This is a genomic window from Leptolyngbya sp. FACHB-36, from assembly GCF_014695955.1.
In the GTDB taxonomy this organism is placed as follows: Bacteria; Cyanobacteriota; Cyanobacteriia; order Leptolyngbyales; family Leptolyngbyaceae; genus FACHB-36.
Genome location: NZ_JACJPG010000640.1, coordinates 1 through 3,679, shown reverse-complemented (window position 1 = coordinate 3,679; position 3,679 = coordinate 1). Strand labels below are relative to the sequence as shown.

Annotated in this window: 3 protein-coding genes and 1 pseudogene; 1 reads left to right on the top strand and 3 read right to left on the bottom strand. The window is 53.3% G+C overall.

The genetic code is table 11. The annotated features are described in order from the left end of the window. A pseudogene (locus tag H6F43_RS19650) lies at nt 1-455 on the bottom strand (hypothetical protein); the annotation flags it as partial. Between the two features lie 218 nt (nt 456-673). Between H6F43_RS19650 and H6F43_RS19645 the strand changes: the two are divergent. Continuing rightward, nucleotides 674-2,050, top strand: coding sequence for a cytochrome P450 (locus H6F43_RS19645; RefSeq protein ID WP_190344637.1), 1,377 nt, complete (start codon nt 674-676; stop codon nt 2,048-2,050). Here H6F43_RS19645 and H6F43_RS19640 read toward each other — a convergent pair. Both H6F43_RS19640 and H6F43_RS19635 read right to left on the bottom strand, forming a co-directional pair. Beyond that, complete coding sequence (locus tag H6F43_RS19640; RefSeq protein WP_190344636.1) at nt 2,026-2,412, bottom strand: hypothetical protein; 387 nt, start codon at nt 2,410-2,412, stop codon at nt 2,026-2,028. The two genes, H6F43_RS19645 and H6F43_RS19640, sit on opposite strands and share 25 nt — an antisense overlap. A 273-nt stretch (nt 2,413-2,685) precedes the next feature. After that, nucleotides 2,686-3,090 (bottom strand): peptidoglycan-binding protein, encoded by a 405-nt coding sequence (locus H6F43_RS19635; protein ID WP_190344634.1) that lies wholly within the window; start codon nt 3,088-3,090, stop codon nt 2,686-2,688. Nucleotides 3,091-3,679: the final 589 nt, after the last annotated feature.

Sequence of the window (3,679 nt, the reverse complement as noted above, 5' to 3'; positions counted from 1 at the left end):
TCCGATCGCAGCCAGACTTCCACGCAGCGAGGCTCCGGGTAAAGTGGGCTATTTAACGTCAGCAGCAGCGGCTCATCGAGCAGCCGACACTGGTCCAAATTGACCCCGTACTGCTGGCTGAACACGCGATGTACGAGATGCCGTCGATACAGCCGCTCGATCGCCTGATTGCTTGCTGCCGATAGTAACTGTGGCAGTGCGTCACCCAAATTCGTCGCGGCTCCAGTCTCTTGCTGGCTAACGCCAACCACGTTGTAGAAGTGGTCATTACCGTAGCGCAGGGTCAACGTCGTTGGCTCAATCACTGCCACCAGCAGCCGACTATAGCGCCGAAAGTGGCTCAGCCAGTTCAGCGATTCTGCTAGCGGCGGCAGTGAGCTAGGCTGGGCAATCGGTGCATCCGATCGCGCTGCGTCATCCGGCGGTGTCAGATTTGGAGCATCAGAGGTGTACATACAGTGCCTCATTCGAGGAGCGACGATCGTTTCAGTACGGCTAGGATGCCCTCACTGCTATCAGATTTTGGGGTAGCTCTACTGACACAACCGCGCTAGATCATGCAAGTTTCACGATGGCAGAGCGAATTCAGGGAAATTACCTTCATAAAACACGAGTTTGGCGATCGATTCCGCACGATTTTGCGTTAAACAGGAATGAGCTTATCTGACTTGCCATGTCTGCAACGTTGCCCAACGGTCCTCGTACGCCTGCCCTCGCCCAAACGCTTCAACTGGTTGCTGACCCGATCGCTTTTTTCGATCGCTGCGCTCAGCAGTATGGAGATACCTTTACCACGCGCGTGCTGGGCTGGAATTCACCGCCTGTTGTCTTTTTTGGCAACCCTGACGCCATCGCTCAAATTTTCACCGCGCCTGCCGGACAGTTTGAACTCGGCAAAGTGACGCATGTCTTCCGACCGCTAACGGGCGATCGCTCGTTGATTATGCTGGACGGAGAGCAGCATCAACGCCAGCGCCAGCTACTGATGCCACCGCTGCACGGCGATCGGATGCGGACCTACGGAGCGCTAATCTGCGACATTACACGACAGGTGATTGCCAACTGGACGATCGGCGAACCCTTCTCGATTCGGCATTCGACCTCGGAAATCTCGCTTCAGGTGATTCTGCGCGTCGTGTTTGGCATGGCTCCCGGTCCCCGCTATGAGCAACTCAAGCAGTTGCTCAACACGCTGCTGGAGTCAGTGACATCGCCGCTGTATTCCAGTCAGTTTTTCTTTCCGCTATTGCAGCAGAATTTGGGTACGTGGAGTCCGTGGGGTGGGTTTTTGCAGCAGATGCAGCAGATCGACGCCCTCGTCTATGCCGAAATTCAAGAGCGGCGACAGTCGCCATCGAACGATCGCGCGGATGTGCTGTCGCTGCTGATGGCGGCGCACGACGAGTCTGGCGATGTCATGAGCGATCGCGAACTCCGCGACCAACTCATGACGCTGCTGCTGCTGGGACACGAAACGACAGCGTCAGCCCTTGCATGGGCGTTCTACTGGATCCACCAAACCCCAGCTGTTTTGCAGCAGCTTCAGCAGGATATTAGCGCCTGGAGCGATGACCCCGATGCGCTGGCGCAACTGCCCTACCTGACCGCTGTGTGTAAGGAGTCGCTGCGGGTGTACCCGATCGCCCTGATTTCCCAACCACGTAAGGTAAAAGAGCCAGTGACGATCGGCAGTTGCTCGTTTGATCCCGGCACAATCGTGATTCCCTGCATCTATTTGGCGCATCGTCGTGCCCAGACCTACCCGCAGCCAGAGCAGTTCCAGCCCGATCGCTTCCTTCAGAACAAGTTCACGCCCTACGAGTTTTTGCCCTTTGGCGGTGGCGTGCGAAGCTGCATCGGAGCCGCATTCTCCCTGTACGAGATGAAGCTGGTGCTGGCAACAGTGCTGTCTGCTTACCAGCTAGAGCTTGCCAACACAGGAGCCGTGATGCCTGCCCGACGCGGCATTACCTTTGTGCCGTCAAAGCAGTTTCGCATGCGGGCTGTTGCGCCTCGCGGTGCCGCTCAGGATGTGGCTTTTTGCTCGTAGTAGCTGGAGATGTGCTCGTACACATGCTCTGGGAATTGCAGGTCGCGGTAAACGTTGCAGGCGTCGGGGTCTTCGGAATTTGGACAGATGGGAAAGTCTTGCTGTTTTTGCCAGTCCAGGATGCGATCGCGCTTGGGCGGGTTGTAGTCTTTACCCTGCACTTGCTGAACGAGCGCCTTGGCATCGGTTTCATTGAAGTCCGTGTCTTTTTGCAGGTGCTGAATCAGTTCGTCTTCGCTCATAAAGTGGCGAGCAATCATCGCAAACGTCAGCCTGCCGTAGTGTCCGATGTCTTGTCCCTTATCGAGCGCATCCAACAAGTGCGCCATCATTTCGCTTTTACGGAGATCTTCAACAGCCATGAGAAGTCCTTTCAGTGTGGGTTGCTGCTTCCGTTATAGAAACTGAAACCCTCCATGCCGTCTATCGCAAGGCGTTATTGCTTAGTACAAGCTAACTAATGCCAGAATCGAAACAGAGGACTGGAGGAACTCCGGGATTGTCCTCTCAGTCCTCTGTTTTGCTTCTGGCGCGGCTGCGGAACACGATCGAGATTCACCCGCATTCATCCGCAGCAAGTGTCAGGTGAGTACGTCGGTCGAGATAGTTGCTTAATCCGAACTGAGGTGAATCGATTAGGCAGCGCTAACGCGAGCTAACTCATTGAGCCGCTGACGGACAGCCAAATTAGCAATGCCATCAACATTGAATTTGTAGAGACGCTCAAATTCTTTCACTGCTGCAACTGTTCTGGGACCATAAAACGGCTGGTTTGCAGGAATGTTAGCCTTGATGACGCGGTTGAGATTATCCTGTAAAACTCGCATCGCTTGTTCTGCTTTCGCGATCGTAATCGGACCTGCAATGCCGTCTACTTTAAGTTTGAAATAGGTCTGAAAGGCTTTAATAGCATCAACCGTAATTTTATCGGTCAGCGGTCCTTCATTGCTGGAAATGGGGAAGTTAACATCCGGTTGGGAAGAGGTGCTGAAACCATGACCATTGAGAATGCTGCGGAATTGTGCGTTGGTGTAAGCCATGACGAATGCTTCGGTAGAACGTTTTGTTTGACTTTTCTATCTACAAGCTTGGGAAGTCCGTTTTCGCAGACTTTGCAACAAATCACCCATTCGGGCGACTATAGCTTGTTCCACAGGTGTGGAGGTGGAGTTGGCAGTATGCTCGAAAATTAGGTTCCGAGCATACTGCCCCTATTTCATGCTTAGAATCAGCAATGCTTAATTAGTTGCTAGCTGGTGGAATAATTTTGATCAAAAACCGTTCTAAGATCAGTCGATCGCGTTCCAATGAACGTTTGACAGAATCAGGTTTCGTGGATGTTCGTTGTTCTAGATTAACCCGCGCACGATTAGAAGCTGCTGCTGGGCGCGGTTCCGAGCCGCGCGGCGCTGTCGATTGCGTTGGTGATTGTGGCGTCGGCAATGCTGTTTCTGCCCTCACAGCAGGCATGATTGCCACAAGTTGCAATGCAATGCCGACACTGATGATGTATTTCATAAAGAAGTCTCCAAATTGCCATGAAAGTGAATCGTTGTTTCCTCATACATAGCGACCACCGCCATCCAGATGCAGCACTTCACCCGTAATGAAGCCAGTTGTCATCAGGAA